This is a genomic window from Devosia sp. Root685 (assembly GCF_001427875.1).
GTDB lineage: Bacteria > Pseudomonadota > Alphaproteobacteria > Rhizobiales > Devosiaceae > Devosia.
Window position 1 is genome coordinate 82760 of record NZ_LMHK01000003.1, and the last position, 22324, is coordinate 105083.

21 protein-coding genes are annotated in these 22324 nt (G+C 58.4%); 10 read left to right on the plus strand and 11 right to left on the minus strand.

Annotation, left to right across the window (positions count from 1 at the left end):
• Window positions 1-165 precede the first annotated feature (165 nt).
• Together ASD83_RS15580 and ASD83_RS15595 are read right to left on the minus strand one after the other, a co-directional pair.
• Window positions 166-1200: a tyrosine-type recombinase/integrase gene (locus ASD83_RS15580; protein WP_056312628.1), complete on the minus strand. Its 1035-nt coding sequence runs from the start codon at window positions 1198-1200 to the stop codon at window positions 166-168.
• A gap of 960 nt (window positions 1201-2160) precedes the next feature.
• Complete coding sequence (locus tag ASD83_RS15595; RefSeq protein WP_056312635.1) at window positions 2161-2823, minus strand: recombinase family protein; 663 nt, start codon at window positions 2821-2823, stop codon at window positions 2161-2163.
• 179 nt (window positions 2824-3002) lie between these two features.
• Between ASD83_RS15595 and ASD83_RS15600 the strand changes: the two genes are divergently transcribed.
• The 3 genes from ASD83_RS15600 to ASD83_RS15610 all read left to right on the plus strand — a co-directional run bounded on the left by ASD83_RS15600 (window position 3003) and on the right by ASD83_RS15610 (window position 4589).
• Window positions 3003-3779: a hypothetical protein gene (locus tag ASD83_RS15600; protein WP_156386008.1), complete on the plus strand. Its 777-nt coding sequence runs from the start codon at window positions 3003-3005 to the stop codon at window positions 3777-3779.
• A 152-nt stretch (window positions 3780-3931) separates the two neighbouring features.
• On the plus strand, window positions 3932-4270 hold the full coding sequence (locus tag ASD83_RS15605; protein ID WP_156386009.1) for a hypothetical protein: 339 nt from the start codon (window positions 3932-3934) through the stop codon (window positions 4268-4270).
• Window positions 4271-4292: 22 nt separating this feature from the next.
• Window positions 4293-4589 carry a hypothetical protein gene (locus ASD83_RS15610; protein ID WP_056312640.1) on the plus strand — a complete coding sequence of 99 codons (297 nt, stop codon included), beginning with the start codon at window positions 4293-4295 and terminating at the stop codon, window positions 4587-4589.
• A gap of 58 nt (window positions 4590-4647) precedes the next feature.
• Here ASD83_RS15610 and ASD83_RS15615 read toward each other — a convergent pair whose 3' ends face one another.
• The 4 genes from ASD83_RS15615 to ASD83_RS15630 are packed head-to-tail and all read right to left on the minus strand — an operon-like array spanning window position 4648 to window position 8581.
• Window positions 4648-5475: a Bpu10I family restriction endonuclease gene (locus ASD83_RS15615; RefSeq protein WP_056312641.1), complete on the minus strand. Its 828-nt coding sequence runs from the start codon at window positions 5473-5475 to the stop codon at window positions 4648-4650.
• Window positions 5468-6283 (minus strand): Bpu10I family restriction endonuclease, encoded by an 816-nt coding sequence (locus tag ASD83_RS15620; protein ID WP_056312643.1) that lies wholly within the window; start codon window positions 6281-6283, stop codon window positions 5468-5470. Before ASD83_RS15620 ends, ASD83_RS15615 begins: the two co-directional genes overlap by 8 nt.
• Entirely contained in the window at window positions 6280-7425 is a 1146-nt protein-coding gene (locus ASD83_RS15625) for a DNA cytosine methyltransferase (RefSeq protein WP_056312645.1), read from the minus strand. Before ASD83_RS15625 ends, ASD83_RS15620 begins: the two co-directional genes overlap by 4 nt.
• Window positions 7415-8581 (minus strand): DNA cytosine methyltransferase, encoded by a 1167-nt coding sequence (locus ASD83_RS15630; protein WP_082561266.1) that lies wholly within the window; start codon window positions 8579-8581, stop codon window positions 7415-7417. The genes ASD83_RS15625 and ASD83_RS15630 overlap by 11 nt, the downstream gene beginning before the upstream one ends.
• A 402-nt stretch (window positions 8582-8983) precedes the next feature.
• Between ASD83_RS15630 and ASD83_RS15635 the strand changes: the two genes are divergently transcribed.
• Window positions 8984-10855: an ATP-dependent nuclease gene (locus ASD83_RS15635; RefSeq protein ID WP_200946522.1), complete on the plus strand. Its 1872-nt coding sequence runs from the start codon at window positions 8984-8986 to the stop codon at window positions 10853-10855.
• A gap of 524 nt (window positions 10856-11379) precedes the next feature.
• Window positions 11380-11583 (plus strand): CsbD family protein, encoded by a 204-nt coding sequence (locus ASD83_RS15640; protein ID WP_056312649.1) that lies wholly within the window; start codon window positions 11380-11382, stop codon window positions 11581-11583.
• A gap of 57 nt (window positions 11584-11640) precedes the next feature.
• Here the strand turns inward: ASD83_RS15640 and lnt are convergent, their stop codons facing one another.
• The gene (lnt, locus tag ASD83_RS15645; RefSeq protein ID WP_056312651.1) at window positions 11641-13272 is read right to left on the minus strand and encodes an apolipoprotein N-acyltransferase; all 1632 of its coding nucleotides are present in this window, start codon (window positions 13270-13272) and stop codon (window positions 11641-11643) included.
• Between the two features lie 297 nt (window positions 13273-13569).
• Between lnt and tsaB the strand changes: the two genes are divergently transcribed.
• The 5 genes from tsaB (at window position 13570) to ASD83_RS15670 (ending at window position 16281) form a co-directional block, all read left to right on the plus strand.
• A complete protein-coding gene (gene tsaB / locus ASD83_RS15650; RefSeq protein ID WP_056312653.1) occupies window positions 13570-14181 on the plus strand; it encodes a tRNA (adenosine(37)-N6)-threonylcarbamoyltransferase complex dimerization subunit type 1 TsaB in 612 nt (203 codons plus the stop codon).
• Complete coding sequence (gene rimI, locus ASD83_RS15655; protein ID WP_056312654.1) at window positions 14181-14660, plus strand: ribosomal protein S18-alanine N-acetyltransferase; 480 nt, start codon at window positions 14181-14183, stop codon at window positions 14658-14660. The genes tsaB and rimI overlap by 1 nt, the downstream gene beginning before the upstream one ends.
• Before the next feature lie 90 nt (window positions 14661-14750).
• Window positions 14751-15152 carry a Fur family transcriptional regulator gene (locus ASD83_RS15660; RefSeq protein WP_056313294.1) on the plus strand — a complete coding sequence of 134 codons (402 nt, stop codon included), beginning with the start codon at window positions 14751-14753 and terminating at the stop codon, window positions 15150-15152.
• Window positions 15149-15955 carry a lysophospholipid acyltransferase family protein gene (locus ASD83_RS15665; protein ID WP_056312656.1) on the plus strand — a complete coding sequence of 269 codons (807 nt, stop codon included), beginning with the start codon at window positions 15149-15151 and terminating at the stop codon, window positions 15953-15955. Before ASD83_RS15660 ends, ASD83_RS15665 begins: the two co-directional genes overlap by 4 nt.
• A 77-nt stretch (window positions 15956-16032) precedes the next feature.
• Window positions 16033-16281 (plus strand): hypothetical protein, encoded by a 249-nt coding sequence (locus ASD83_RS15670; RefSeq protein ID WP_156386010.1) that lies wholly within the window; start codon window positions 16033-16035, stop codon window positions 16279-16281.
• Here ASD83_RS15670 and ASD83_RS15675 read toward each other — a convergent pair.
• The 4 genes from ASD83_RS15675 to ASD83_RS15690 form a co-directional block, all read right to left on the minus strand.
• Window positions 16278-16526: a hypothetical protein gene (locus ASD83_RS15675; RefSeq protein ID WP_156386011.1), complete on the minus strand. Its 249-nt coding sequence runs from the start codon at window positions 16524-16526 to the stop codon at window positions 16278-16280. The two genes, ASD83_RS15670 and ASD83_RS15675, sit on opposite strands and share 4 nt — an antisense overlap.
• 122 nt (window positions 16527-16648) lie before the next feature.
• The gene (gene pncB / locus ASD83_RS15680) at window positions 16649-17956 is read right to left on the minus strand and encodes a nicotinate phosphoribosyltransferase (RefSeq protein ID WP_056312662.1); all 1308 of its coding nucleotides are present in this window, start codon (window positions 17954-17956) and stop codon (window positions 16649-16651) included.
• Window positions 17957-18069: 113 nt separating this feature from the next.
• Window positions 18070-20988, minus strand: coding sequence for an FAD-binding and (Fe-S)-binding domain-containing protein (locus tag ASD83_RS15685; protein ID WP_082561268.1), 2919 nt, complete (start codon window positions 20986-20988; stop codon window positions 18070-18072).
• 63 nt (window positions 20989-21051) lie between these two features.
• Window positions 21052-21972, minus strand: a complete 921-nt coding sequence (locus tag ASD83_RS15690) for a LysR family transcriptional regulator (RefSeq protein WP_056312664.1) — start codon at window positions 21970-21972, stop codon at window positions 21052-21054.
• Between the last annotated feature and the right edge of the window lie 352 nt (window positions 21973-22324).

The following is a 22324-nucleotide window of genomic DNA, read 5'->3' on the forward strand; positions in this document are numbered from 1 at the left end:
CTAAACACAATATGCGACACGGCAGATGAACTGTCAATTAGTTCAATGAAAACAATCGACTAGCAGGTGACAGATTTGAATTTCAATCCCCTGCGTATTCCAGAGTTCCTGCGCCTTTGCGGGGCGTTTTGACCGGAACTGTGACCAAATTTGTGACCACGAATGCTACGCCGCCAGCCCGTCCCGACCCTCCAGAACGCGGAGAACGTCCTCCAGATCGCTGGGGCGAACCTGCATGTACCGCATCGTTGTCGCTATCGCATCGTGCCCCATCCACTGCATGACGCGCTTGATATCGACCCCACCCAGCACCAACCGCGTGCAGCACGTATGGCGCATCGTGTGAGGCGTCAGGTCGCGCAACCCCGTGAACGCCCGCATATCGTCCCAGCGGTGACGGAAGGTGTTCTTGTTGATCCCCGAGAAGGGACCCGTGAGAGTGCCATGGATGCGGTGTCGGTCTTTGACGATCTCCCGAGCCCGTTTCGTCAGGGGGACGGTCCTCGGCTTGCCGGTTTTGGTATGCCAGAAGGTCACGCTCGAATACCGTGGGCCGAATGCGTCCCAGTGAATGGGCAGCATCTCGGAGAAGCACCGCGCCCCGGTGTCCACCAGCAGGATCGTCAGGTCGTGGAAATCGTCCCATCCCTGAGCCTTGTAGAAAGCGAGGACAGCCCGCTCCTCTCTGTCGTCCATGTACCGGAACTTGGTCTGCTCCTCCCGCGTCCACCGGAATTTGGGGACCGCATCCAATGCACCAGCATCAGCAGCGACATTGAGCATCTTGGAGAGGGCGGAGCATTTCCGGTTGATGGTTGGCTGGGCCAATCCGCTGTCGGCAAGCGTGACCCGGAAGTCGGCAATATCGGCTGACGAGATGTCCGCGATGGGCTTATTCCGTCCGAAATGATTGACGCACGCTTGCCCATTGCGGATGAGCGTCACAGCGGCCTTCATGGTGGACCATTCGGTTCTCGCTACGTGATCGAACAGGGTGCCGAGAAGGCTGAGATCGCGAGACCCATTGGTGCCCCGGCTGGTGTTCTTGGTGGGTGGGAGCGGTCTGCCGTCCAGCACTGCCGCCCTCGCTGCCTCCTCCCACGCCGTTGCCGCGCTCTCGGTCGTGAAGGTGGGGCGGAGCCGGTTGCCCTCTGCGGTGCGAATGTCCGCTTGCCAGAGTTTGCCACGGTGCCTTGCCATGCTCAGACCTCCCCGCCATTGCAGCACCCAGAGCCGTAGCTAGAGGCGGGCAGGATGGGCGTGGGCTCCACGGGATGGGCCAATGTACCAAAGTATCGAACGGGCACCGTCTGGGCCTCGGAAGGAAGCAACGCGGCAAACTCGATTAGCTTTGCGAGGGCGAAGCGGTACAGGTTCAAAACCCCGCCGTCGTCCAGTGCAGCGGAGGCAATGAGGGCGAAAGCGGCTTGGTAGAGGAAGTCTGCACTCGACCTCAAAGCCTCAACTGCATCGGTGTTTGGTCTAGGAATGCCGGAGCCGTGCAACGCGGACCGGAGAGCGTCGTCCGCTGCAATGAGGTGGTGCAAGCTCACGGCTTCTGCCGCTGCGATGGCGTCGGGGGATAGGTGTTTCATTCGGGAAGTGCCCTGTCGAGTTGATGACTAGGGCACCTATTGGTCACACGAAATGGCACCCGGCAACCAGAATGAAGTCACCACATGGAGACCATCGGCGCGGGGCTAGGAACAGGTTTCGGTATGGGGACGAAATGGGGGAGGCAGGGGCTGGTGCGGGAGGAGACGGGGGCGGGTAGGTGGTTGCTGGATAGGAACCTTGCGGGCAGATTGTCGCACCATACGTACAGCCAGTGCGCACCAGTCGCGCCGATGGGTCACGCTGACGTTCTTCCCGGTAAGCCACTCGGTCAAACTGTCAATGCCCGGGAGGATGGAGGCGGGGACGTGGGTGCCCCCGTAGGTGACCATATCGGTCATGCGTGAGACCGCACGAAATGCTCCCATATAACCATAAGGTAGGTTGAATAGGGGATCATCCAACCTAGTGGACGGCGTAACTCCAAATGGGCGGGGTGATCACCATGTCCAGACTAGAGCCGAAACAGGTCATACACCCCCCACGCCCCCGCCAAAGCCATGACAACGATGGTCCCCCAACCGACGAACGAAACGATGGTCGCGATCATTGGGCGGGCTCCTGCTCACCGGCCTTCTCCCACTTCGCCAGCACCGTCTCCGCCGCCCCGAGGTCGTCCCTAAGCCGCTGAACGGTCGGTCGAGTGAGGCCGGTCGCCCGCGCAATAGCGGAGGCTCCAGCGTCCTGCGCGAGCATATCCCGCATAAGGTCCAACTGCGCCCGTGTGAAGCTCGGCTTACGGCCACGGTACTTCTCCGGTTCGTTGTCCCGAGTGAACGCTATGCCAGCCTTCTGGGCCTCCTTAATGGCTTCGGCTTGGGACTGTGCTGTTGCGGCCATAAAGCCTATCAGCGCGTCCCGTACGGCCATCTGGATAGGGTCCTTGGTGGCACCGTCGAAGGTCATGTTGTTGATGACCGTACGGACCACGACGCCTTGCCGCATGAAGTGCCGAATGGTGTCCGTCACGTCTTGGTAGTTGCGCCCCAGCCGGTCCACCCAGCGGACGACCAGCACGTCACCATGGCGGAGCTTATCGAATAGACGCTTCCCTTCGGGGCGTTCGGCCAGCGGTATGCTGACGCCGGAAACACCGTGATCGGCAATGACCTCATCGACCTTGAACCCTGCGCTCTCGGCTTGGGTAAGCTGGTGATCGAGGTTTTGATCGGTGGTCGAGACGCGGCTGTAGAGGATAGTTCGGGACATGCTTACACCTGCCAACTAAGGTTGTGCCCATATAAAGACATGCCCACAATTGTTTGGCAACCCTCTTGGGCACCCTTTTTCGCTTCTACGCCGATGCCCGTAGACCTATGGCCTGTGGGCGGTCTTGCAGCGGTAATCGCTTAGGCCCAAGGTACCGCGATCCGCGGGGAACAAGTCGAGTGGCAGACCGAACATTCCTAGATGAACTGACCAACCTAAGCGTCAATGTGAACGGTCTCGTAGTGCCCGGTCGTTCAATCGAGCGAACGTTGGCAAGGCACGCCTTCAATCTCGTCGTGAACAATGACCATGATACCTACAAGGTTTCGCTGGTTGGCTCCTCTACCGCTGTGAAATTCAACGGGCGGTACATCCTCCTCTGCACAAATCACCAGCTTGTTGGCGTCGATATGCAACAAGTTGCCATGTTGAAGGATGACGGGAGCGTTTTGGTTACCTCGGGGGGGTCGCGGTTTTACAGTCAAAGCTCCGACACTGACGCCTATGATCTGGTGGCTTTCGATTTCACAGAGCCGGTTGCTGCCCACCCGGACCTCAAGAAACGCTTCTTCAATCTGTTGGCAGCGCCACCCGACACTCTGAACACAAACATACTGGCAATGCTGCTTACTGGCTTCCCGACCAAAAAGCAGAAGTACGAACTCGAAGATAAAAACCACTTGGGTATCGCGCGCCTGAATGTGGCGTGCATTCCCGATAGTCAGCCAGCCGACCTCGCGCTGCTTCGTGTGCGGCCGGATCGCGAACTCACGATCTCGCCAGACGGAATGAGTGGTGGGTCGGCATTCGTTATACAGTTGGTGAACTGGGAGCCCCATGCGTACTTCGCCGGGATCATTGTAAGGGGAGGAACCTCCGGCTTCTACGTATTGAAGGCGGGGTTCGTGATCGCATTTCTGAACAGTGTCTTTGAACAGCACCCCAGCGGGGGGTGATCGCGAGCCGCACCTGTCGAGTTCGACCCCTCGGATTTTTCCGCAAAAAATTAGGGCAGGACGTTAACTGCGCCATCGTTCACTCCGCTTACCGATATTCCAAGGCCAGCAAATGGTTGGTATGGATGGGGCCGCTGGCGAGGGGGCGTGTGATGCGGCTAGTTGTGGCATTTGTCTTGGCGGCTTCCGGGGTAGCATCCGGGTACGCAGAGGAAGGCGAGAAGGGGACCATCGCGGGCGCCGGGTGGGTGTCATGCGGCGAGTATGCGCAGAAGTACCAAGCGGACCCACAGAACACCGAGGACTACTTCTACGCATGGGCGCAGGGGTACATGTCCGGCCTCAACCAAGCGTTATGGCAGAAGAAGAATTTGCGTGGCTGGCCCATTGCCCGCCAGAAGCAACACATCAGAGCCTATTGCGACAAGCGACCATTAGCCAACGTGGTCGCCGCAGTGCAGGACGTTTTCGATAACCTGCCCGCCCGATAGGCCGTAGTGGAAAGAAATTGACATGAAAATTGACGCGCTGCGGAACACTTCGCGACAGCTATGGAGCAAGGCGCGGGCCTACATCACTAAGACGCCCGAGCGCAAATGGACAGCGGCGGGCATTGGGCTGGGGTTCGGCGTCGCGCTGATCTTTGTCCCACCCCTCGGCATCGCGGCCTTTGGCGGGGCCATTGCGGGCTGGTGGATCGTGGTCGGCGTCGTGACTGTGATCGGTGCCTTTGCGGGGAACCGCGCGGGCATTGAGGTGGAGCGTCGTCAGGCTCAACGGAAGCAACAAAACAATGTCACCAGGGGATGATCGCAAAGCGTAGCCGTCGAGTTCAACCCCTCGAATTTGTCGAGAATTTTTCGCAAGCTCAGCGAGGAAAGTTGAACACCCGCCCCGAAGTAAGACCACTTTGGGGATCCCACCAGACCCGCTCTAGATGCCTCATAGCATCCAAATAAATTGCCTCTACCAGATCAGCGTATATTGGATTTAGCTGCTCCCCGCGCCGTTCCAGGTTCTTTTGCCTTCTCAACACGAAAATCTCGTCGATTTGAGAAAGTTCGGGAGACGCGTCATCCATCTTGAGGAACTCTGCGGCGACTATGTATCGGCAATAGGGAGTAGCCTTCTTAATCCGCTCAGCAGTGCCCGCGCATTCATCGAGCATGTTCCGCTCGAGATACCGTTTGCACTCGATCGCCACTGCAGGGACGATTATTTTCTCGGTTTTGCTCGGACCAGCTCCGTCAGCACCTATCGTCATCTCGAGCGACGCGCCAAGTACGAAATCGTGATCTTTTGACCTGACGGTGTACTCAGGAGAGGACACGAGCGTTTTCACGCTTGAAGGGTTGAATATAAGCCCGATGAAGCTTGAGGCGGGCCTTCTAAGAAGGTCAACCCCCACATCGCCATCTATATTACAGAACAGATAACCAAAGAACTCTTCAATTATTGAAGGTTGCAGTCCCTCTTGTGCACTATTTGCGCGCCCATCGAAGATTGGCTCCACAGCATTTTTATAAACGTTCAGACAGTCAGTAAGTGCGGCAATTTCCGAAGTGTTTCGTCCTTTGATCGAAAGAGATTCTTGCTTCCAGATGTTATACAGGCGCAAGGCATCGTTGAGTTGCGGATCAACTGCTGCCTTCCGAGCCAGACGCGCACCATGTGTGTAGGCTTGTGGCTCAGACATTGATCAACTTCCCGCCCTTTAGGCGATCATAGACGTGCCCCCCAGAAACATCAGCCCGCAACATGCAATGAGCTACGTCTTCGGCAAACTCTTCAAACACGTCGGAGCAGTATGGCGCTTTAGTGCGACGCGACACCGACCTCATCTGTTTCCTTAGAACAAATATCTCATCGATCGATCCAGAATAATTTTTACTGAGTGAGAAATCGAGAGTCTCTGTGACAAGATAATATTTTGCAGCCGGAAATGTTCTTTTTAGCCGATCAGCTGAAAAGTCCAACCCATTAAGTTTATTGATGTCTATGTTTGTTTTTGCTTCAATAGCTATCAAGGGAACAACAAACGTACGGGATAATTTCTCGTCGACTATCGTGTCTGTGCGAAGGCCTATGCACAAATCCTGATTCTTCTTACGAACGGTCCAGCCACCCTCCCTGTAGCTATTCAGAGTGATGTCGACGATTGAATCCTTTCGCGAGAAAAGCGGTAGAACGTCCAGCCCTTCCAGTCGCGCGAGCACCACTCGAAACAGGAACTCAGGAAGTAACGACGAGGCAAAATCGCCCCGCCAGTTAAAAAATTTGTCGGACTTCTCGATAGCTTTGATCGTGTCAGTGTAAGCATTGAGAGCCGCGACCGGGGCTTCCAGCCAACCTGTCTCCGGTTTGGCCCAAGACAGCGCACTTAATAGTTGCTCGTACTGCTGATTTACGTGGTCTACAACGGCGTGCTGGGCGTCTGTTGAAGCACGTCGCCGCTTATGGGCGATATTGCTCGCATGGCCAAGAAATTTCGGATCAATGGTCATGCGGCGCAGTCGCTTGCACTGCTAGGGTGTTTAAGAGCTTCGTTAATGGCTCTACCCAAACACTCCGCCAACTTTGGGGGAACAGAGTTACCAATCTGGTTGTACTGACTTAGGCCAGCCTCATGCTCTCGTCCATATTTCTTCAAGAAATTACGACTCATTAAAGTCCGCTTTCCCTTGAATTTAAAGCTGTCCGGGAATGACATCAGCCGTGCTGCTTCGCGAGCCGTTAGATTGCGGTCCATGATTGGGTGAATGTAACTAGACTGAAAATTGGCTGTTATGCAGAGACTTGGCTCCTCGCCAATCAAGCGCTGATTATTCGATTTATATACTGTGACCTTTTCAGCGCTCAGTCTGTAACTGGACCCTCCGGGGGCGATGCCCCTAAATCGCTCGATGAGCCTTGGCGTATGTTTCATTGCCACGTGGTTGGTAACCGCGGAGCTGCCGACGCGCATCGAAACCTGATAATCAGTGGTAGGTAGTCGATCATAATCGACCTGATCGTCCTTACCTTCTCCAGCCGCAATCTGCGGCAGATCACCGATTGCCTCTAGCGTTGACACCCGTGCATGGGCAAGCCCGGCAATGTGTTCAAAAGGATCCATCTGTAAAGCAGAAGCGGTTGCAATCAGGAACAACCTGCTTCTAAGGGACGGTACGCCAAAATCGGCAGCTTGCAAAATCTTATACTGAACGTAGTAGCCCAAATCCTCAAGCCGAGCGATAGTGTGTGGGAGTGCTTTTACACCCGGACGTATATGAGCAGTGCGGAACCCCGCCACGTTTTCAAGTAGCACCGCTCTTGGCCTGACTAGCTCCACCACATCAATAAAGGCGTCCACCAAACTGTTGGTGCCTGGAATCTCGCCAAACTGTCGGCGTCCGGCAACAGAATAGCCTTGGCACGGCGGTCCGCCAGCTACGAGATCTATCTGGCCCCGATGGCCTTTCCAAAAGCTCGGGTCAATTTCCGCGACATCTCCTTGTTTCAGGTCCACATCAGGAAAATTGGCGGAATAAGTAGCGGCGGCCCATTGGTCCAGTTCGCTCGCAACAACGGTCTGGAAACCGGCACGCCCTAATCCAAGCGATAGACCGCCACAGCCAGCAAACAAATCTATAGATCTAAGCTGCACTGCTAATCTCGACGGTAGAAATCAACGCTTGCGAAATGCTCTCTCCCAACGCTGCGGCTAACAAGGGCGGCACCGCGTTCCCTATCTGCATTCGCTGATCCAGATAAACATCATCAAAAAGACCCTTCTTGATGGACAGTCGCTTTGAAAGGACCGCTCTTTTTCCTCGGACTTCAAAAGAGTCTGGGAAAGATTGGATCCGCATCAATTCCCGCACCGTAAAATTCCGATGATAGTACGGATGGATAAAGTTGCTGTGTGAGGAAGCTACGATCGTGCTGCAAGGACGGTCTGGATGTTGACGCCTACTGTTTTGCGAGAACGCCGAGCCAAGCCCCTCGCCACCGCGCCGAACGGGTTGCAGATGGAGTGGCACAGTCGCTTCGCTCTGCCCGTACCCAATCTCACGGAATCGCTCAATGATTCTCGACGTGTGGCGCATGGGCTCATGCGCTGTAGGCCTTGAATCGAGCGAGTTGTCCCTCATTCGTCGCTGATAGTCGCTACTTGCTGACGTGAGATATTGGCCGCCCATTTCTGAAAGATCGGAGATGGCCTCCCAAAGAGTGGGAGCGCGTACTGGCATAGGCTTCGGCCATTCAAACTTCCGTAGCCGCGTGGAAGAGCTGGCTCCCACAATGAACAGCCGTTGCCTACTTTGTGGTACCCCAAAGTCTGACGCTTGCAGAATACGCCAATCAGCGACGTAACTAATGTCCGATATGGCATCCTGCATAACATCGATGACATAGCGGCCTTCCGCTGTTTTCGCTGAGAGAAGACCAACTACATTTTCAATCAGAAAGAATTTTGGGCGGATAATGTCTACCCACCTGAGGAATTGAAGGAAGAGAGAGTTTCTCGGATCTTTGGGGTCTCTATTAACGATGTTGCTGTGCGAAAACCCCTGACAAGGAGGCCCACCGGCGATGAGGTCTGAAGCACCAGCGCACAATGCCTTGATTTGTTCTTCGCTAATGTGCTCGATGTCATCGCAAATAACTGATGCATCAGGGAAATTTGCGGAGAAAGTTTCAGCGGCCCACTTGTCTTGCTCAACTGCCACTTGGGTCGTGAAACCTGATTGACTGAGTCCCAAGGATAGGCCCCCGGCACCAGCAAATAGGTCAACGCTTCTTAATTTTGGCCGCTGCAAGGTGTGCCCCTATCGATGTCTCTGGTGCGAGGGCAGGCTATCCGATTTGTCCAACCGTGAGAATCCACGGTCTGAATTTAAATCGTTAAGCGACGACACCGGGGGGAGTTTCTCTTGGAAGCCTCATCACCGTTAGAACTCAAAGTCGCTGCTTGAGCGGCTAGGATTGGCTCAATAAACTAATTTGACGAGTCCGTTAGACGGCTGGCGCTGGACGTCCACCTTAGATTCTCCGGCTCGTGTCTCGGGAGTCGCATTCGGCAATGTCATCGGCTGCTGCGGCTTCACGCTTGCCGTGGCATTGTCTTTAGCAAGTAGCTGCAAAATGAGGGCGGCAGGGAGCTAGACGATTGAACAGGTGCACCATATCAATGTGTCCGCAATATAGTCGAGGAGGGACTAGTGCGCTCAAAATTAACTAGCATTTCCGTTAGGAACATAGGTTGTATTGGCTCCGAGGGAATCACTGTTAAACTTAATGACGTGTTGTGCCTCGTGGGTGCAAACAATTCAGGCAAGACAACGATCTTACGGGCCTACGAGCTGGCCTTTGACCCCGGAAGCTTCAGCTATTCTTTAGACAGATGTAACTGGGCACCCCAAGAGGACGCATCGGAAGTCGTTTTGGATGTCCATATTCCGGATGGAATGGGGAATGTGGACGAAAAATGGAAAAAGACCGCTGGGAGCCTCCGACTAGTTCGTAGTCGATGGCTATGGCCAGCTTTAGGGGGCAAAACTGAGAGACAAACCTGGGACCCGTCCGAGAATGCATGGGCTGAAGACGGCAAGGCGGGAGGGGCTGACAACGTTTTCAAGTCTCGCCTTCCCAGGCCGATGCGCATTAAATCACTCGACGACGCGATCACCACTGAAGATATTCTCTTAACGCTAGCGCTGGGTCCTTTTGTAAAAGAACTGAAAGCTCAAGAGATCGATACACAATCACAGCTTCACAAGGATAAAGCTACGTTAGCGAAGACTGTCAACCAGCTGATTGTTCCCCATCAAGAGCGCCTCAACAGCATCTCTGATAAAGTAAAAACGGGTTTTCAAGGCGTTTTCCCCGGCCTTGGAGTGAAACTCCATGTCGAAATGCCCTCACCGGAGCTGAAGCTGGAGGCGCTTCTCAAACAAGGTTCGGGGTTGCGGATTGAAGAACCCGCCGGTCCGTCTAAGGTCAGCCAGCAGGGCACAGGCGCCAGACGAGCCCTATTCTGGGCGATGCTTCAAGTTCACAACGAAATGAGCCGAGAGACAGAGCGGCGAGAGTCACTCCTTAAGGAGTTGCTGAAAAGAAAAGAAAAGGATCCGGACAAGGTTCTCCTACTACAACAGCAAATCGCTGCACTGAAGGAGGGCGGACCAATCCCTGAAGACGCATCCGACCCCGCGTTACCTGGCTACATCCTTCTAATTGACGAACCTGAAAATGCCTTACACCCAATGGCGGCGAGGGCGGCACAAGCACATTTGTACGCGCTAGCGAAACATGAAGATTGGCAAGTTCTGCTTACAACCCACTCGCCCTATTTCATTAACCCTTTGGCAGATCACACTACTATCGCCAGATTGGAGCGATCTGAAGACGGAAAGTCATTTTCGCCACGGCTCTACGTGTCTGACGAAGTGACCTTCTCGCAGGAGGAGAGGGCAAACCTTCAAGCGCTCCAACTTACAGACATAGGTTTCTCGGAGGTATTCTTTGGTAGCTATCCCATACTCGTCGAGGGCGACACGGAACACGCGGCATTTATATCTGCGATCGTGAAGTCTCAACATGATCTTGCCAGTAAGATCAGCATAATACGGGCTCGTGGCAAAGCCATCTTGGTTCCGCTCATCAAAGTGCTGCGCCACTTCAAAACAAGTTTCGGAATTGTGCACGATGTAGATTGGCCCTACCGAAGTGACGGATCAGCAAACGGCATGTGGACAATAAATTCCAAGATTCGCGACGAGGTGATTGAGTGTCGTAAATCAGGGCTGACCGTACGGCACAGGTGGAGTGTCCCCGATTTTGAACGTTTCCTAGGTGAGGAGGAGTTGGGTAAGGACAAACCGTATGCTGCATTTGCACGTGTGAGCGGCGACGCGGCTCTAAAAGATCAGGTTCGCACCCTTATCCGAGACCTTTTCGACGGCGATGGCTTTGATCCCCCCCATCATGACGAAAAGGCGGATTTTCTAGCTCAAGTACAGTCAAATCTATCAGAATGGATCGATAAGCGGGGGGGAGAACCGGGCATTCGTTTCACAGGAAGCTCATCCTAGCGCACCATTATGTATTGCGCTTCTTATCATCCGGGTCCTTCTGCGGGAGCGAGTGTCTACCTGAAGACAATTTATTTCAAAAGGATGCAGACACGTTGGCCACCGGGCTCCTGAGCTTTTGAGGGAAAAGGGTGGTACGCCTCTGGCGCGGTTGCTGACCGCTACGGTGAGCCCACCGCCGATTTAGGAAGGCTCTGCACGCAGCTCGAGTTCTTGGACTTTCGCTAAATAGATGGCGAGCATGATGTAGCGGCGGCCGTACTAGGGGTTCACATTGGTACAAAATCGCGGTACACCACCGGTGCAGCAGCGCCTATAAGTCATTGAAAAAACTAGCGATCGCTACAAAGGTCGCCAGTCCTTTTCTGGGCACCAATTTCTCGATGCGAAAAGTCCCGTGACCTCCGGTCCGGGGCTTTCGTGTTTTTGGGCCGGCGCCCGCTCACAGGCGCGCGAGCCTGATCACAAAACGGAACCGCATCCGGCCCTTGGGGGTTAGCCCTTTATAACCAAAGGAGCTTCAAATGGACTGGAACCGCGTTGAAGGTAACTGGAAACAGGCATCCGGCAAGGTCAAGGAACAGTGGGGCAAACTCACTGACGACGATCTGACGGAGATCAACGGCAAACGCGAACAGCTCGAAGGCAAGATCCAGGAGCGCTACGGCAAGGCCAAGGACGACGTTCGTAAGGATGTCGATGATTGGTACGGCCGTCAGGGCTGGTAAAGCCGACCCTGTCGTTTGCGAAGAGGCCCCGGCATGTCCGGGGCTTTTTTTTGAGGGCTACTCGGGCAGTCGCCGGCGCCCCCGGCGGGAAGCGACGAAGCCGATCAGAATTCCGGCGATGATGGCGATCGCGAACGGATAGTGCCGGAGTTGGGCGAAGATGGTCGGCGTCAGCCGCTGGTGCGGGCGCACATCGAGCGCGGCCATCTGACCGGGCACCAGTTGCGCGGTGATCCGGCCCAGCGGGTCGGTGGCAAAGGTAAGGCCGGTATTGGCGGCGCGGAGGAGGCTCATGCCTTCTTCAACGGCGCGGAGGCGGGCGTGATGGGCATGCTGGGCCGGGCCGATCGAGCCATCGAACCAGGCGTCATTGGTGACATTGAGGATGAACTGGGCCTTGGCGGTGTCGCCGAGATCGCCCGAGAACAGCACTTCGTAGCAGATGACGGCGAGGAAAGCCGGCGTGCCCGGCAATTCCATCAATCGGCGCCGCGCGTCGCCATGCGACCAGCCATCGGCGCCCGGCACGAACTGCTTGATGCCGATGCGGGAGAAAAGCTCCTGGAACGGCAGGTATTCGCCGAAGGGGACGAGGTGGGACTTGTCGTAGCTGGCGATGATTTCGCCATCGGTATTGATGGCGACAAGCGAATTATAGGGCGGGCCCTGCGGCTTTTCGCCATCGAGCCCGAAAATCTGCCGCGGCACGCCGGCGAGCAGCGTGGCATTTTCCGGCAGCATGCGGGCGATGCGGGCGAGGGCATCGGGATAGGTATCGAGAAAGAAGGGCACGCTCGATTCGGGCCAGACGAGATGGGTGATATCGGCCAGACCCTGATCGGTCGGGTCCATGCGCATGTCCGAGAGCATCAGCAGCCGGTCGATCAGCGCCACCGGATCGACATTGCCGAAATCGGCATGCTCATAGACCATGGGCTGGACAAGGCGGACGGAGACGTCCTGACGCTCGGTCGCGACGGTGCCGGAAAGGCGGTTCCAGCCATAGGCCAACTGCCCGGCAATGACGGCCAGGGCGAGGAAGAATGGAAACAGCCGCCGGCTCATTGGGCGATCGTCGGCCGGCCAGATCAGGGCTGGCGTCATGGCCAGGAGCGGCGCGAGAAAGGTAAGGCCATAGACCCCGATCACCGAGGCCAGCTGCATCAATTCGTCGGTGCCGGTCAGCGCATAACCGAGGAGATCGAAGGGGAAACCGGTGAGAACATGGCCACGGGCAAATTCGGCCAGCGCCAGAAATGAGGACAGCGTGACGATGCGGGCGGCGCCATGGCTCCAGAAGAGATGGGCGAGAGCGCTGGCCAGACCCCAGAAGAGCGCGATCAAAGCGGCGAGCGCCGCGATGGCGAAGGGCATGAGGGCCAGCATCCAGCCGCCATCGACGAAAAAGGCAGCGCCGAGCCAATGGAAGGCGACAAGGAAATAGCCCCAGCCAAAGGCAAATCCGATGGTAAAGGCCGGCCCGAATATTTTACGCCACCAGCCGCGCTTGCGCTCGGCCCCATCGAGCGCCCAGACCCAGATGGGCATGGCGACAAAGAGCGCGGGCAAGATGAAGAAGGGCGGAACCGAGAGGCCGGCAACGGCGCCGGCAATAAGCAGAATGCCAAAGCGCCGCCAGCCATGGCTGAGCATGGTGGTTTCGGCCAGCCAGGTGACGGGCTGGATCATGTTTGGGGCAGACGCGAATCACGGCACATGCCGGCAAGGTCGCCCCGAGGGCGGGGGGCGTCAAGGCAGTGGACTTGGAGCAGATGCGGGGCTAGGAGTGCCAATGAGGCATCGCAGACCCCTCACCCGGCTTTTCGCTGAACGCGAAAAGCCACCCTCTCCCGCAAGGGGCGAGGGTAGGCGCCAGCGTCAGCGGCAACCACTGAGCCCTCCTTCGCTCCTTGCGGAAGAAGGTGCCCCACAGGGTCCCAGAATTCGCGCATGCGAATTCAGTCGGGATGAGGGCTAGTTTCGCAAATGTCCCAGTTCCCCATCACCCTCGCCATCGATACCGCCGCGCCGCGCCTGCAATTGGCTGTGTTGCGCGCCGATGGTGTGACCGATGTCAGCGTCGATGACATTGCGACGGGGCATGCCGAAATTCTGTTCGACCGCCTGGCGGCGCTGCTGGCGCGCAATGGTCTTACCCATGCCGATGTCGAGCGTATTGCCGTCACCACCGGTCCCGGTTCGTTTACCGGCCTGCGTATTGGCCTTTCTGCTGCCCGCGGGCTGGGGCTGGCACGAAAACTGCCGGTAGTCGGTATTCCGAGCCTCCTTGCCTTGTCGCTCGGCGCTGCGTCGGGGCCGGTGACAGTGTTGCTCGATGCGCGCCGGGGCGAGGCTTATTTTCAGGCTTTTTCCGCGCCGGGCGTGGCTGGAACCGAACCCATGCTGCTGCCCATCGAAGAGGCGCGCGGCCGCGTGGTGCCGGGCGCGACGCTGATCGAATCCCCCTTTGTCGACCTTGCAGCCATGGTGCGCTTTGCCGGATCGGTCGATCCCCTTCTCTATCCCCCGCATGCTGCCTATATCCGCGATGCCGACGCAAAACCCCAGGACGCGGCGAAAATTCCGAGGCGGGTGTGATGGATAAGCTCTGGATGGCCCCCCATGGGCTGCACATCGAACCGGCCGAGGTAAAAGACGCGCAGCGTCTGGCGCAATTGCATGCGCAGGGGTTTTTCCGCGGCTGGCCGGTGGCCGATTTTCTCGGCTTTCTCGACGATAGGGCGACGCCCACCTATGTCGCCTGCGACGCCAGGCGCCGCATTGCCGGCTTTGCCCTGATCCGGCTCGTCGCCGATGAAAGCGAACTTCTGACCATTGCCGTCGATCCCAAATGGCGCGGCAAGGGGGTCGGCCGGGCGCTGCTCGACGCGGTCTTTGCCGACCTGATGATGTCGCCGGCGCGAAAAATGTTTCTCGAAGTCGACGAACAGAACCGGCCGGCGATAAAACTCTACGAAAAACTCGGCTTCTCGACGGTTTCGTCGCGAAAAGGCTATTATGCCAAGGCCGATGGCAGCGCCGCCACCGCGCTTGTCATGACGCGCGATCTTGGGTAACCCGATGCCGAAACCGGTCAGGCAAGGAGACATGGCTTGAGCAAGGCGCCGTCCGATCCGACCCTGGAAGAAGCCTGCGTGGCGCGCGGCATGCGCATGACCGACCAGCGCCGGGTTATCGCAAGAGTGATCGAGGAAAGCTCGGACCACCCCGATGTCGAAGAGCTTTATCGCCGCGCTTCGGCCATCGACCCGCGCATTTCCCTTTCGACCGTCTACCGCACCGTCAATCTCTTCGAGGAAGCCGGGCTCGTCACCAAGCACGATTTCAAGGACGGCCGGGCCCGGTTCGAACTCATTCCCGACGAGCATCACGACCACCTGATCGATATCCGCTCGGGAAAAGTCATCGAATTCCGCAACGAGGAAATCGAAGCCATCCAGGAAGTGATCGCCAAGCGCCTGGGATACCGGCTGGTCGATCACCGTCTCGAACTCTATGCCGTGCCGCTCAGCGACCAGGCGGGCAGCAAGGAAAATCCGGACAAATGATCCGCCGCAGCCTGTTTTTCGTCTTCCTTTTCGTGCCCTTCATGCTGGTGGTCCTGCCGGCGCAGGCGGTGATCGTGGCACTGAAACTGCCGTTCTGGACCATCGTGCCGCCGCTGTTTCACAAAATGGCCTGTCTGTTCCTTGGCATTCGGGTGACGGTGATCGGCGCGCCGGCGACCGGTCGGCCGACGCTGCTAACCTCCAACCACATTTCCTGGACCGATATCGTCGCCATCGGCTCGGTGACCCCGGTTGCCTTCGTCGCCAAGAGCGAAATCGGCAAGTGGCCGGTGGTCAGCGCCCTGGCGCGCCTGCAAAAGACCATCTATGTCGATCGCACGCGCCGCTCGGGCACCGGTCGCACAGCCGAAGCCATGGGCAAGCATATGGCGAGCGGCAGCCCCGTGGTGCTGTTTGCTGAGGGGCAGTCCGATATCGGCACGCATGTCCTGCCGTTCCGCTCGGCGCTGGTGGGCGCCGCCCAGCACGCCATGGAGGCGGCAGGGGCAACGGAAGTGAATATCCAGCCGCTGACCGTGGCTTACACAAAACTCGAGGGTCTGCCCATCAGCCGCAATGAGCGCTCGCTGGTTGCCTGGATCAAATCGAAGTCGATCAAACAGAATATTGCCGAAATTCTCGGCGGGCCGAGAAAAGAGGTAACGGTTGCCTTCGGCACGCCGCAGGTGCTGGTCCATGGCGGCGATCGCAAGGCCATTACCCGGGCCGCGGAGAAGGATGTGCGCGCCATGCTCGTGGCGCTCAATCGCAACCTGCCGTTGCCGGTATCCACGCAAGTTTAGGCATTAGGCTTAACGGCGGGTCCCGCTTCGGAATTAACGCTTCATTAGCTATGTTGGCCCGGTTCAAGGAGGCCGACATGGATTGGCAAATTATCGCTATCGTGTTGATCGCTTTTGTCACGATCTACAGCTTCGTGCGCAGCGAGAAGCGGCAGAGGGTGGCCGCGATTTCGGCCCAGGCGCGGCATTTTGCGACCGCGCCCGCCTATCGCCACCGCGCCGCCGGCACTGTTGCCCCGGCGCCAGCCTATATTCCAATGGGCCTGTCGCCCGCCGACCGCATGTTTTTGCAGACCATCGCCAAGACGGCGCGGCGCAGCGACTAGGTCGCCAGCCGCGCCTTCAGGCGTCCCACAATTTTCGCCGCCTTGACCATGAGGGCGAGGTCGATGTCGCCCTCGTCCATGCCATCCTCGCGCTCGATCCAGGCGGGGATGAGCAATTCGTGCCGCTGTTCGCGGCCGTCGATGGTTTCCGTCAGCACAGCTTTGACCTTGCCCGTCACCCGATTGGCCAGCCGCGGGTGGTCGTGGCGCTCGAAAAGAGCAATGTCGATTAGTTCAAGACTCATATTCGGCTCCATGGGAGCCCCCGTGCCGAAACTGGCCCTAGTTGGTTCATGAGGCATTAATGCGCCGGCCCGCTTATGGTTTCTCCACAAGCGGGTTTGTTCACAGCGATTGTTTTAAAGGGTCAGACGCGGACGGCGTGCTCTACGCGGCCGGCATCGCCGAAGACGCGGATATAGCGCTCGATTTCGCTGATTTCGCCGGTTGCCTTGGCCGGATTATCCGACAGTTTCACCGCCGGCCGGCCATTGGCTTCGCTGACTTTTGCGACGATCGAAATCGGTTCAAGGCCGCGATTGTCCTCGGGCGAGCAGCCTTCGAAATCATTGGTGAGATTGGTGCCCCAGCCAAAGCTCATGCGCACACGCCCGTCGAAATGGAGATAGGCCTCTTCGATCATATCGACGTCGAGCCCGTCTGAAAAAATCAGCAGCTTTTCCCTGGGGTCGCGGCCGCGGCTTTCCCAGAATTTGATGATGCGCTCGCCCCCTTCGATGGCGGGGGCGCTATCGGGACGAAAACCGGTCCAGTCGGCGACCCAATCGGGCGCATCGCGAAGGAAGGCATCGGTGCCGAAGGCATCGGGGAGGACGATCAGCAGGTTGCCGCCATAATAGCTCTTCCAGTCCTGCAACACGCGATAGGGGGCCTCGCGCAGTTCCTCATCCGAACGCGCCAGGGCCGCCAGCACCATGGGCAGCTCATGGGCATTGGTGCCGAGCGCCTCGAGGTCGGTATCCATGGCGAGTTTGACATTGGAGGTGCCGGTGAAATTTTCCCCGATCCCTTCTTTCAGCGCTTCGACGCACCAGCGCTGCCAGAGGAAGGAGTGGCGGCGGCGGGTGCCGAAATCGGAGATTTTGAGGTCCGGCAGCTTTTGCAGGCGTTCCACTTTCTCCCACATTTTGGCCTTGGCGCGGGCATAGAGCACGTCGAGGGTGAAGGGGCCGTAGCTTTTCATCGCGGCGCGGCTGCGCAACTCGTTGATGATGGCAAGGGCCGGGATTTCCCACATGGAGGTTTCGACCCAGAGGCCGGGAAATTCGAGCACGAACTGGCCGTCGCGTTTTTCGAGCCTATATTCGGGGAGCTGGAAATTTTCGAGCCAGCGCAAAAAGCCCGGCTGGAAAATCTGCTTGCTGCCATAAAACGTGTTACCCGCCAGCCAGATCATCTCTTTTTTCGAGACCTTGAGCGTGCGGCAATGGTCGAGCTGGGCGCGCAACTCGTCGATGTCGATTTCTTCGGCGAGACGCACGGACTTGGTGCGGTTGATCAGCGAGAAGGTGGCGTCGACCTTGGGATAGAGCCCCCAGATCATTTGCAGCATGAGGAGCTTGTAAAAATCCGTGTCGAGGAGACTGCGGATGATCGGATCGAGCTTCCAGGTGTGGTTGTAAACACGCCGCGCAATATCGGTATAGGTAGCCATCTCATCCCCACTTCGCGACGCGACTTGTAGCGCGGGTCGCGTTGGCTTGAAAAGTCGCGGATGCCATGGGGCGTCCAGTCGGGCCCCGGCTTGGCGCCGGGGCCTGTTTGAAATCAGGGCCGGCTGGCCCATTCGAGGAGGCTTGCAAGGCTCACGAAGGGGATTTCGGCCCTCTCGGTGAGGCCCGAGGCGCAGGTCGAGACGGTCGAGACGCCAAGGGTGCAATTGTCGGGAATGTCATTGCCGACGCGCCGCGTGGCGTGGGCATTGAGTTCGGGGAGGAACAGGCCCTTGTCCCCGGCATAGCCGCAGCAGGTGATCGAGGAGAGGACTGCGAGTTTTTCGGCGCAAGCGGCGGCGATGGCTTCCGTTGCCGGCTGTTCGGCGAGACGCTGGGCCGAGCAATTGTGGTGCACGGCGACAACAGGCAGTTTCTGAGTGATCGCCAGCTTTGGCAGCACATGGGCGATGAGGAACTGCGCTGAGTCGGCGACCGGCGCATCGCCCGGAAATTCCTTCAGATGCTTGGCGCAGGTTGAGGCGTCGGTGACGACATTGAGTCGGCCAGCATCGGAGAGGGTCGAAAGCTCGGCTTTCAGCGCCTTGCCGACTTCGATTGCCTGCTCCGGAAAACCCTTGGACTGAAAGGGCTGGCCGCAGCATTGGCCCGTCAGGTGCTCTGGTACGATGACGTCATAGCCAGCCCGTTCGAGGAGCGCCATCATGGCGGCGGGCGTGTCGAGCAGGTCGTGCTCGGTTTTTGGCGCGCCGAACATGCGGCTGGGGCAGGCGGGGAAATAGACGATCTGCGGCCTTGCGCTCTGGGTGATGGGCACCGGGAAGCCGGTTTTGCGCGGGTCTTGCCGCGTGTCGCGGGCGCGGGGGGCGCCGGGGCCGTGGTGGAGGGCGCGGGAGACGCGGGGAATGTGCTTGCCCGAAAGGCGGCGGGCTGTGTCGGTGATGGCTTCGACGGCGGGCGCGGGGATGATCGTGCGGGCCGCATCGGCAAAAGCGACGCCGCCGCGCATGGCGCGTTCGACCGTGCCGCGATGGTCGGCGGTGAAACGAGCCACCGCATGGGCCGTGCCGCCGCGGCGGCGGGCGCGTTCGCCGAGGATCATCGTGCCGGTCTCGATGCCGACGGGGCAGCGCAGCGAGCAGAGATTACAGGCAGCGCAAGTGTCCATGCCCGCATATTGGAAATCGGCATCGAAACGCGCGAGGCGGGCCGGGTCTTCGCCGGTCCTGCGCATACGTTCGCGTTCGCGGGTGACGGCGATGCGCTGGCGCGGGGTCAGGGTCATATGGTGGCTGGGGCAGGCCGGCTCGCAAAACCCGCATTCGATGCAGAGATCGACCACTTCATCGCTGAGTGGCATGAGTTTGAGGTTTTTGACGTGCACTTTTGGGTCGTCATTGAGCAGCACGCCGGGATTGAGCAGGCGTTCTGGATCAAACAGGGCCTTGATGCGATGCATGATCGCATAGGCAGCAGAACCCCATTCGGCCTCGACAAAGGGGGCGATGGCGCGGCCGGTGCCGTGCTCGGCTTTGAGCGACCCGCCATAGCGCAGCGAGACGAGGGTGCTGAGTTCCTGGTTGAAGATGTCGAATTTTTCGGCGGCGCCGGGTTTGGAAAAATCGTCGCCCATCTGGAAATGGAGATTGCCGGCCAGCGCATGGCCGAAAATGACGGCATCGGTATAGCCGTGATCATCGAGCATGGTGCGGAGATCAACGACGAATTCAGCCAGCTTTTCGATGGGGGCGGCGACATCCTCGGTGAGCATGATCGTGCCCTTGGGGCGGGCGGCACCGGCCGAGGTGAAAAAGCCTTTTCGAATATCCCAAAGGGCGTGGCTGCGGTGCTCGTTGGTCGAGAGGTCGATATGGGTGGCGCCGTGACGGGCGAGCAAAGCATTGGCTTTCGCCACTTCCATTTCGAGCGTTGCCGCATCAGGTGCGGTCACGTCGATGAGAACGGCGGGGGAGTTTTCCGTGAGCCAGGGCAAGAGGGGCGCCATGGGGGCGAGATGTTCGACCGTCGCAAGGGCGCGGCGCTCGATATATTCGGCGGCGGTGACGCCGGTCGTCACCTGCACGCCGCCATTGGCCATTTCGATAATGGCGCGGCCGGCCGATTGCGGATCGGGAAAGGGGATGAGGCCGGTGGCCTTGAAGGGATGCTCGGGCACGGTGTTGTAGGTGACCTCCGAGACAAAGCCCAGCGTGCCTTCCGAACCCACCATCAGGTGAATGAGAATATCGAGCGGGTCGTGATAGTCGACCAGCGCGTTGAGCGAATAGCCGACGGTATTTTTGATCCGGTATTTGTGCCGGATCAGGGCAACGAGTTCAGCGTCGGCCATGACGTCGTGGTGAAGCTGATGGAGGCCGGCGAGCATCTTGCCATGGCTGGCGCGAAACGCGTCGCGGCTGGCGGCGTCACCACTGTCGAGCATGGTGCCGTCGGTGAGGACGATCCGCAGGCGCTCCATGGTGTGATAGGTGTTTTGCGCCACGCCGCAGCACATGCCGGACGAGTTGTTGTTGACGACGCCGCCGATCTTGCAGGTGGCTTGCGAGGCCGGATCCGGTCCGATTTTCCTGTCATATGGCTTTAGCGCGCGATTGGCCTCGGCAACGATCACTGCTGGCCCCAGGGTGATTTTTTCGGCGCCCGGATGGATGGCAAGCGTGCGCCAGCCATCGCCGAGAACCGCCAGCACGCCATCGGTAACCGCCTGGCCCGACAGCGAGGTGCCGGCGGCGCGGAAAGTGACCGGCAGGCCCTCGGCGCGGGCGGCCTTGAACACTTCGCGCACATCGTCTTCGGAATTGACGAAGACCACGACGGCCGGAATCAACCGGTAGGAACTGGCGTCCCCGCTCCAGGCATAGGTCATCAGCGGATCGGTATGAATGGCGCCGCGCACAAGAGTTTTGAGGCGCGCGGCAACGCGCTCGCCGGCGGCGAGGCGATCGGGCGTGGGGGCCAGGGGCTGGGTGGAAAAGAGAGGGGCTTGCTGCATGGGGGTGACGCTAACATGTTAGTTGGCGGTGCGCGAGTGCGATTGGAGGCGCCGCTATCCCTTTCAGAGCGGCGGCAAAGTGGTTTTGGCTGCGGCGCTGATGCGGGCGATTAGGTCTTCGACGCGCTCTTCGCCACGCCGCTCCTTGAGCACATAGATGCCGGCGACATTCATGCGCAGCGGTTCGGATTGTTTCACCTCGAACAGGCCGCTTTTGGTGAAGGAGGCGCGCATCACATGTGTGTGTGTGAGGACGGCGTCGGTTGCGAGCGCATAGTCGATGCAGGCGGCGAGCGAGTTGGAGCGGAAGGCATAGTGGGTGCGATCGAAAACCGTTTCGACCCGGGTGCGGCGCCGGGAAATATCAAAGAACCGCTCGTGCCGGCTTTCGGCCAGTGAGCTGATGATCTGGGGATAGTCGTTGATCTCGGCGCGATTGCGCGGCGCGCCGAGCAGGGGATGCCCGTCATGGACGAAATGGGCATTATAGACCCGGCTCAAGGGGATGAAATCGGTGCCGATGCTGGGATTGAGCCCATCGATCTCATGGGCGAGAAATAGCGAAATATCGCCCGAAAGCATCTGGTCGAGCAGCCGCAACTGGTTGCCGAGACTGACTTGCACCGGGGCCTTGGGAAATTCGCGCTGATAATCGACAACCAGATCCTTGAGGAACATGGCCCACCACGAATAGCCCGAGCCGACGGTAAGCCCCCGCTCGGTGCCGCGCTGCTGGTCGGCAATGGCGCTGAGGGTGTTGTCGTAGAGACGGTTCATCAGCCGCGCATTTTCATAAAGCGTTTCGCCATAGCGGGTCAGGCGGACGCCGCGCGAGGAGCGCTCGAAGAGGGTCGCGCCAATGGTCTCTTCAAGCTTGCGCATATTGAAGGTCAGGGTGGGCTGGGTGATCAGCAGCGTCGTGGCGGCGCCGCTGAGCGAACCGGCATCGGCGACGGCCAGGAACTGGGTGAGCAATTTGTCCAAAATGGCCTCCTTGGCATGTCGCTATAGATTTATTCTATAATATGCCGGGCAATTTTGTAGTTTTCCAGGAGGCAATTTTGCGCCACTCTGGGTCAAAGACAAAGGCCCCGGCGAGAATGCGCGATGCGCACCGCCACTGGGCAAAGCGGGAGGTCAGCACCAGGACGGGACGGCGCGGCAAGGGCCGCTACGAGGCGTCTCAGCCGCAAAAAATCTTCCATACAAGGATTGTTGCCCGACGGCGCGGTCCTATGGTAGGGGTAACTGGCTGGTTATTTGTGAGAAGCGGTTTTGTGCAGAGCGACAGTCACGGATATGTTGACAATACGCTTGATCTGATCGCAGTAGTAAC

Excerpts from the sequence above, each read along its gene's own strand:
- ASD83_RS15580 (WP_056312628.1), bottom strand. The coding sequence starts at position 1,200 with ATGGCAAGGCACCGTGGCAAACTCTGGCAAGCGGACATTCGCACCGCA.
- ASD83_RS15595 (WP_056312635.1), bottom strand. The coding sequence starts at position 2,823 with ATGTCCCGAACTATCCTCTACAGCCGCGTCTCGACCACCGATCAAAAC.
- ASD83_RS15605 (WP_156386009.1), top strand. The coding sequence starts at position 3,932 with ATGCGGCTAGTTGTGGCATTTGTCTTGGCGGCTTCCGGGGTAGCATCC.
- ASD83_RS15610 (WP_056312640.1), top strand. The coding sequence starts at position 4,293 with ATGAAAATTGACGCGCTGCGGAACACTTCGCGACAGCTATGGAGCAAG.
- ASD83_RS15615 (WP_056312641.1), bottom strand. The coding sequence starts at position 5,475 with ATGTCTGAGCCACAAGCCTACACACATGGTGCGCGTCTGGCTCGGAAG.
- ASD83_RS15620 (WP_056312643.1), bottom strand. The coding sequence starts at position 6,283 with ATGACCATTGATCCGAAATTTCTTGGCCATGCGAGCAATATCGCCCAT.
- ASD83_RS15640 (WP_056312649.1), top strand. The coding sequence starts at position 11,380 with ATGGACTGGAACCGCGTTGAAGGTAACTGGAAACAGGCATCCGGCAAG.
- lnt (WP_056312651.1), bottom strand. The coding sequence starts at position 13,272 with ATGATCCAGCCCGTCACCTGGCTGGCCGAAACCACCATGCTCAGCCAT.
- tsaB (WP_056312653.1), top strand. The coding sequence starts at position 13,570 with ATGTCCCAGTTCCCCATCACCCTCGCCATCGATACCGCCGCGCCGCGC.
- rimI (WP_056312654.1), top strand. The coding sequence starts at position 14,181 with ATGGATAAGCTCTGGATGGCCCCCCATGGGCTGCACATCGAACCGGCC.
- ASD83_RS15660 (WP_056313294.1), top strand. The coding sequence starts at position 14,751 with ATGCGCATGACCGACCAGCGCCGGGTTATCGCAAGAGTGATCGAGGAA.
- ASD83_RS15665 (WP_056312656.1), top strand. The coding sequence starts at position 15,149 with ATGATCCGCCGCAGCCTGTTTTTCGTCTTCCTTTTCGTGCCCTTCATG.
- ASD83_RS15670 (WP_156386010.1), top strand. The coding sequence starts at position 16,033 with ATGGATTGGCAAATTATCGCTATCGTGTTGATCGCTTTTGTCACGATC.
- ASD83_RS15675 (WP_156386011.1), bottom strand. The coding sequence starts at position 16,526 with ATGAGTCTTGAACTAATCGACATTGCTCTTTTCGAGCGCCACGACCAC.
- pncB (WP_056312662.1), bottom strand. The coding sequence starts at position 17,956 with ATGGCTACCTATACCGATATTGCGCGGCGTGTTTACAACCACACCTGG.
- ASD83_RS15685 (WP_082561268.1), bottom strand. The coding sequence starts at position 20,988 with ATGCAGCAAGCCCCTCTCTTTTCCACCCAGCCCCTGGCCCCCACGCCC.